General features: G+C 68.7%; 8 protein-coding genes. 6 read left to right on the top strand and 2 right to left on the bottom strand.

Annotated elements, in window-relative coordinates; all coding sequences use genetic code 11:
* From G5C66_RS23775 to G5C66_RS23765, 3 genes are all read left to right on the top strand, one after another.
* The coding region (locus G5C66_RS23775; protein WP_165113808.1) for a hypothetical protein at nucleotides 1-1132 on the top strand (1132 nt) is incomplete at its 5' end.
* Nucleotides 1129-1620, top strand: coding sequence for a SigE family RNA polymerase sigma factor (locus G5C66_RS23770; protein ID WP_165113807.1), 492 nt, complete (start codon nucleotides 1129-1131; stop codon nucleotides 1618-1620). The genes G5C66_RS23775 and G5C66_RS23770, both read left to right, overlap by 4 nt.
* Nucleotides 1621-1674: 54 nt before the next feature.
* Nucleotides 1675-2238 (top strand): dihydrofolate reductase family protein, encoded by a 564-nt coding sequence (locus G5C66_RS23765; RefSeq protein WP_165113806.1) that lies wholly within the window; start codon nucleotides 1675-1677, stop codon nucleotides 2236-2238.
* Nucleotides 2239-2368: 130 nt separating this feature from the next.
* Here the strand turns inward: G5C66_RS23765 and G5C66_RS23760 are convergent, their stop codons facing one another.
* Entirely contained in the window at nucleotides 2369-3058 is a 690-nt protein-coding gene (locus G5C66_RS23760; protein WP_165113805.1) for an RNA methyltransferase, read from the bottom strand.
* 105 nt (nucleotides 3059-3163) lie between these two features.
* Between G5C66_RS23760 and G5C66_RS23755 the strand changes: the two genes are divergently transcribed.
* The gene (locus G5C66_RS23755; RefSeq protein ID WP_241248801.1) at nucleotides 3164-3895 is read left to right on the top strand and encodes a DedA family protein; all 732 of its coding nucleotides are present in this window, start codon (nucleotides 3164-3166) and stop codon (nucleotides 3893-3895) included.
* Here the strand turns inward: G5C66_RS23755 and G5C66_RS23750 are convergent.
* Nucleotides 3892-5058: an aminotransferase class I/II-fold pyridoxal phosphate-dependent enzyme gene (locus tag G5C66_RS23750; RefSeq protein WP_165113804.1), complete on the bottom strand. Its 1167-nt coding sequence runs from the start codon at nucleotides 5056-5058 to the stop codon at nucleotides 3892-3894. The two genes, G5C66_RS23755 and G5C66_RS23750, sit on opposite strands and share 4 nt — an antisense overlap.
* 19 nt (nucleotides 5059-5077) lie before the next feature.
* Between G5C66_RS23750 and pyrE the strand changes: the two genes are divergently transcribed.
* Together pyrE and G5C66_RS23740 are read left to right on the top strand one after the other, a co-directional pair.
* Nucleotides 5078-5614 (top strand): orotate phosphoribosyltransferase, encoded by a 537-nt coding sequence (gene pyrE, locus G5C66_RS23745; RefSeq protein WP_165113803.1) that lies wholly within the window; start codon nucleotides 5078-5080, stop codon nucleotides 5612-5614.
* Between the two features lie 42 nt (nucleotides 5615-5656).
* Entirely contained in the window at nucleotides 5657-6331 is a 675-nt protein-coding gene (locus G5C66_RS23740) for a DedA family protein (RefSeq protein WP_165113802.1), read from the top strand.

The raw sequence follows: 6331 nt of genomic DNA, 5'->3' as shown, positions 1-6331 counted from the left end.
CCCGTATCCCCCACCCACCCCCGCGGATCCGGCTGGCCTGGTGGCCGCCGGGAAGAAGGCCGTACGCCGCCGGCAGGCCCTCGCCGTCGGCGGGACCGCACTCGTTGTCGCAGCCGTGATCGGCCTGGGCTCTGCGTACGCGCCCTGGCGCGACCGGGCGGCCCCCACACCACCGATCGCGACCCAGTCGACGGCCGACGAGGCGCTCGACTCCTATCCGACACAGCCGCCGTTGAGCGACGCCTCCCCGCTGAGGTACGACTTCGACACGAAGGAGGTCACCTTCCACGACGGTTGGGAGGAGGCGGACCGGATCGGGCGGAAGGAGATCGGCCGGCTCCTCGGACGCGACTACTCCCAGCTGTTCGTCGCCGCGACCGACGGGCGGAGGACGATCTACGCGAACTTCATGAACTCGACCGAGATCGCCTACGCCGACGCGTCTCGCACCGACGGGAAGAGCCTCAGGGAATGGGCCGAGGACGTGGCCGCGCACCACGTCGAGCCGAGGTGGAGGGTCGGCGGGTCGATCCGGGTCGGCGACGGCTGGAAGATCACCCGCGAGCTCGACAACCCGCTCGGCTACGACCTGCCCTGGGACTCGGACGCCGCCGTCGCCGAGCGCGAGGGCATGGAGGTGTGGATCCTCTTCACCGGCAACCGACGGGAAGGTGGAGGCGGCGGAGCCGGCTATGGCGTGGCGTACGCCGCTCCGGGGCAGACCATCGAGGGATACATCGCTCACCGGGACAAGGAGATCGAAGCGGACCGGGCCGGGTCCTCGGGTGGCTACAGCGCTGGCCTCTCCGAGGCGGTCGAGTTCGGGGACGGATCGAAGCTCGTACCGGCCCAGAACCGCGTGAAGATCCTCGAGCAGATCGCCGACCCTGACCTCGGCGAGAAGTTCGCCGAAGGCGCGACCCGGTCCGCGGCGGCCCGGATCACCGTCAAGGGCAGGGAACGGGTCGTCATCGCTCGTGAGAAGGACGGCCACACCCTCGTCTACACCGTCGAGGTGACGGACGAACCTCGATCCGAGGACCGCCACGCACGTTCCCTCGAGGACGTGCTGGCCATCGTCAAGGCCACCGAGACCGACGAGGAGACAGGCGGGGGGTCGCTGTTCCCGTGAGCACACGCGACGAGGAGTTCTCCGGGTTCGTCGTGACGCGACGCCCCTACCTGCTGCGGACCGCCTACGCCCTGTGCGGCGACTGGCACCGGGCGGACGATCTGGTGCAGACGTCGCTCGTGAAGCTCTACACCGCGTGGCGGCGGGTGGAGCGCGGATCGGAGGAGGCGTACGTCCGGACGATCCTGGTCCGCACCCACATCGACCAGACGAGGCGGCCGTGGTGGCGCCGGGAACAGCCGGGTGAGCTCCCGGAGCAGCCCGGTCCCGTCGGCCAGATCGAGGAGCGGTCCGACCTCTTCGCGGCGCTCCAGGCGCTGCCCGAGATGCAGCGCAAGGTGGTCGTCCTGCGCCACTGGCTGCAGCTGTCGGTGGCCGAGACCGCGCGTGAGCTGCGGATCAGCGAGGGCACCGTCAAGAGCCACTCCTCGCGAGGGCTGGCCGCGCTGCGTACCTGCTTGGAGCCGGGGAACGCCTCGCGGAGGTAGGCAGAGCAAGAACGGTCGGGCGGGCATGCCCCTGACGGGTCTAGCGTCGGGGGCATGCCCAAGGTCACCTACTTCACCGCGACATCGCTGGACGGCTACATCGCCGACGAGAACAACTCGCTGGACTGGCTCTTCGAGACGCCGCACGGCGACGAGGAGACCTCCTGGGACCGGCTGATGGCGGAGTCGGCGGCGCTGGTGATGGGCGGCACGACGTACCGCTGGATGATCGAGCACGATCCGGAGATGCTGACCGGTCCCGAGAAGTGGCGGGAGTACTACGAGGACCGGCCGGTGTGGGTGTTCACGCACGCGACCGACCTGCCGGCGGTCCAGGGCACGCAGGTCCACTTCGTGCAGGGCGACGTGAAGCCCGTCTACAACGAGATCGCGGCCACCGTCGACGGCGGGATCTGGCTCGTGGGCGGCGGGGATCTGGTCGGCCAGTTCGACGACGCCGGCCTGCTCGACGAGATCGTGGCCGGGATCTGCCCGGTCACCCTCGGCGCCGGAGCACCACTGCTCCCCCGCCGCATCACCAGCAAGCGGATGAACGTCATCGACGTCGTGCAGAGCGGCGAACAGGTGAAGATCCGCTATCGGGTCGAGCGGTCCTAGAGAGTCCCCGCTGCCGCCCGGCCCCGAGGCCACGCACCCTTGAAGGGGCACATCCGGGCGACCCAGGAGTTAACTTTAGCGGGTCCTCTTCCCGCGGAGGACACCGGGGCGTAATCGTCTACGTGTTCGGTCAGCCACGCCAGGCCTCGTCGGAAGACAGGTCGGCGTGCTGGACGATCCAGGAGTGCATCGCGATCGCCGCGGCGGCGGAGGCGTTGATCGACCGCGTCGAGCCGAACTGGGCGATCGAGAAGGTGCCGTCGACGCTCTCGCGGGCCTGCTCGGACAGACCCGGTCCCTCCTGCCCGAAGAGAAAGCAGACCGACTTCGGCAGCTCCATCGTCTCCAGGTGGAGCGAGCCGGGGAGGTTGTCGATGCCGAGGAGGCGTACGTCGCGTTCATGCAGGTACGCCGCGAGCGCCGGCACGTCCGGGTGGTGATGGACGTGCTGGTAGCGGTCGGTGACCATCGCGCCGCGGCGGTTCCAACGGCGGTTGCCGACGATGTGCACCTCGGCGGCGAGGAAGGCGTTGGCGGTGCGGACGATGGTGCCGATGTTGAAGTCGTGCTGCCAGTTCTCGATGGCGACGTGGAAGCCGTGGCGGCGCCGGTCGAGGTCGGCGACGATCGCCTCGAGGGTCCAGTAGCGGTAGCGGTCGACCACGTTGCGGCGGTCGCCGTTGGCCAGCAGCTCCGGGTCCCAGTGGTCGCCCTCGGGCCACTCCCCCTGCCACGGGCCCAGGCCGACCTCTGGCTGCCCGTGGGGCATCGGGTCGTACGGCGCTCGGGATTCACCCTCGGACTGATGTGTCTCGTTCATCGACAAGACAGAATATTCGTACAACAAGAGTTGTTACCTATGGGTACCGTAGGGCGGGTGACAGGTGCGGGGAATTTTGCGCCGATGGTGGCCGGTCTGGAATGGATGAGTCCGGACTTTCTGCTGGCCACTTTTGGCGAGCCGCTCTTCTGGATCAGCCTCATCATCATCTTCGTCGAGTGCGGCCTCTTCTTCCCCTTCCTCCCTGGTGACAGCCTGCTGATCGCGCTCGGAATCTTCATCGCGACCGGCAAGATCGACATCTTTCCCGGGCCTCCCGGCGTCGAGATCATCATCGCGATGCTCTTCTTCGTCGCCGCCGCATTCGCGGGCAATGTGACCGGTTATGAGATCGGCCGCAAGATCGGACCGCGGCTCTATGAGCGCGACGGCCGTTTCATCAAGAAGCGACATCTCGACCAGACCCGCGAGTTCTTCGACAAACACGGCAACAAGGCACTGGTGATCGGGCGGTTCATCGCTTTCGTACGCACCTATGTCACCGTCGTCGCCGGGGTCACCCACATGGACCGGCGACGGTTCTATTTCTGGAGCCTCGTCGGCGGCGTGCTGTGGGTGCTCGCGGTGACGCTGTTCGGGTTCTTCGTCGGGGCGCGCTGGCCCTGGCTGGCCGACAACGTCGACTACCTGATCCTGCTGCTCTTCGCGCTCGCGTTCGCACCGGCGATGGTGGAGTGGTGGCGCCGGCGGCGTACGGCCTCGCGGCTGGCGACCGACCTCGACCACGACGGTCACCCCGACCGCGACATCCTCGGGATGCCGGTCAAGCCGCGCTCACCGGCGGACGACGAGGCCGACAGCCGCGCCGACCACTAGCGCGTCAGGTTCCCTCGGGCGAGGCGCTCCAGGGCCTCCTCGATCACCTCACGCTGCTTGGTGAAGGTCCATCGGACCAGGTGTTGTCCGGCGTCGCTGTCGTAGAACCCCTGCAGCGGGATGGCCACGACACCGGCGCGCTCGGGAAGCGCCCGGCAGAACTCGAGCCCGTCGCTCCAGCCGAGGTCGGTGATGTCGGAGACGGCGAAGTAGGTGCCCTCCGGGACGGTCACGTCCAGGCCGATCCGCTTCAGCCCGTCGCAGAGCAGGTCGCGCCTGTGCTGCAGGTCGAGGGCGAGCCCCGTCGGCCAGTGGTCGAGGTGCTCGAGCGCGTACGCGGCCGCCGGCTGCAGCGGGGCACCGGAGGTGAACGTCAGCCACTGCTTGGCCCCCAGCAGCGCCTGGACCAGGTGCTCCGGGCCGGTCGCCCAGCCGACCTTCCAGCCGGTGAAGGAGAAGGACTTGCCGATGCTCGACAGGGTCATGGTGCGCTCGCGCATCCCGTCGAGGGTGGCGATGGGGATGTGCGGCGTCCCGTCGAAGGTCAGGTGCTCGTAGACCTCGTCGGAGACCACCGTCAGGTCGTGGTCGCGGGCGAAGGCGGCGACCGTCTCGAGCTCCTCGCGGGTGAGCACGGTGCCGGTGGGGTTGTGCGGCGAGTTCAGGAGAAGCACCTTGGTCTTGTCCGAGGCGGCCACCTCGAGCGCCTCGCGGGGCAGCCTCCCGCCCGGCGCGGACTCGTCCAGGCTGAGCGTCACCGGGCGACGTACGCCGCCTGCGAACTGCACCATCGCCGGGTAGCTGTCGTAGTAGGGCTCCACGAGGATCACCTCGTCGCCCGGGTCGACCAGGGCGAGGATCGCCGCCGCGATCCCCTCGGTGGCTCCGGTGGTCACGGCGACCTCGCGCGCCGGGTCGAAGGTGAGGCCGTAGTGGCGCTGCTGGTGGGCCGCGACGGCCTCGCGCAGGGCAGGGATACCGGGGCCGGGGGCGTACTGGTTGCGTCCGCTCTCCAACGCGGTGACGGCTTCCTTGATGATCTCGGCCGGCCCGTCCACGTCGGGGAAGCCCTGGCCGAGGTTCACCGCGCCGGTGGACGCAGCCAGCGCGGACATCTCGGAGAAGATCGTCGGCGGGATGCCGTGAAGTCGTCGCGCAGTCATGACACCTAGGCTAGGGGTCGTGACCACGGACCAGACCCTTGCTGCCGACATCGACGCCACCTGCCGCCTGCACGGGGAGTTCACGCTCCGCTCGGGGCAGGTCAGCGACACCTACTTCGACAAGTACCTCTTCGAGGCGGACCCGGCGCTCCTCGAGCGCGTCGCGGCGCGGATGGTCGAGCTGCTCCCGGAGGGCACCGAGCTGCTCGGCGGCCTGGAGCTCGGCGGCATCCCGATCGTGACCATGGTGTCGGCCAAGACCGGCATCCCGGCGATCTTCATCCGGAAGAAGGCGAAGGAGTACGGCACCGCCAAGCTCGCCGAGGGCCCCTCCTTCGACGGGAAGCGCGTCACCCTGATCGAGGACGTGATCACCTCCGGCGGCGCGGTGCGCGACGCGGTCAACGCGCTCCGTCCGCTTGGTGCGGTCGTGGACACTGTCGTGTGTGCGATCGACCGTTCGCCCGAGCCCGGTGAGTCGCTGCGCGATGTCTCGCTGGAGATCCGCTCGGTGCTGACCCGGGCCGATCTGGACGCGGTCAACGCAGCCTCCTAGGCTTCGGCCGCCCGGCCCACCCACACACTCGAAGAGAGCGCCATGATCCTGACCTCTACCCAGCCCGAGGAGCTCACCGGCGTCGCCGGCTGGGCGGTCGACCTGATGGACAAGCTCGGCCCGGTGGGTGCGGGTCTCGGCATCGCGCTGGAGAACCTCTTCCCGCCGCTGCCCTCCGAGATCATCCTGCCGCTGGCAGGCTTCACCGCCGCCCAGGGCCGCTTCACGATCGCCGAGGCGCTGATCTGGACCACCCTCGGCTCGGTCGTCGGCGCGCTCGCGCTCTACCTGGTCGGTGCGCTGATCGGCCGCGAGCGGGTCTACTGGGTCGGCGAGAAGCTGCCGCTGGTCAAGACCTCCGACCTGGAGAAGACCGAGGCGTTCTTCGAGAAGTACGGCGCGTGGACGGTCTTCTTCGGCCGCTTCATCCCGATCTTCCGGTCACTGATCTCGGTGCCCGCCGGCGTCACCCGGATGCCGATCTGGAAGTTCCTGATCCTCACCACCATCGGATCCGCGATCTGGAACACCATCTTCGTCGTCGCCGGCTACCAGCTCGGCGACAACTGGGAGAAGGTCGAGCCAATCGTCGGCCGCTTCCAGAACATCGTCATCCTGGTCGTCGCGGTGGCCGTCGTCGCGTGGATCGCGGTGCGGGTCTACAAGATCGTCCGCGGCTCCGACAACGGCGCCAAGGACGACTCGCTCGTCCCCTAG

Origin of the sequence: Nocardioides turkmenicus (assembly GCF_011045035.1) — a bacterium.
In the GTDB taxonomy this organism is placed as follows: domain Bacteria; phylum Actinomycetota; class Actinomycetes; order Propionibacteriales; family Nocardioidaceae; genus Nocardioides; species Nocardioides turkmenicus.
Note: the sequence above shows the minus strand (reverse complement) of the source record. Positions and strands in the feature narration are given on the sequence as shown.

Bases quoted from the DNA above. Each gene is read 5' to 3' on its own strand.
- G5C66_RS23760 (WP_165113805.1), bottom strand. From the start codon at position 3,058: ATGAACGAGACACATCAGTCCGAGGGTGAATCCCGAGCGCCGTACGAC.
- G5C66_RS23765 (WP_165113806.1), top strand. From the start codon at position 1,675: ATGCCCAAGGTCACCTACTTCACCGCGACATCGCTGGACGGCTACATC.
- G5C66_RS23740 (WP_165113802.1), top strand. From the start codon at position 5,657: ATGATCCTGACCTCTACCCAGCCCGAGGAGCTCACCGGCGTCGCCGGC.
- G5C66_RS23750 (WP_165113804.1), bottom strand. From the start codon at position 5,058: ATGACTGCGCGACGACTTCACGGCATCCCGCCGACGATCTTCTCCGAG.
- G5C66_RS23755 (WP_241248801.1), top strand. From the start codon at position 3,164: ATGAGTCCGGACTTTCTGCTGGCCACTTTTGGCGAGCCGCTCTTCTGG.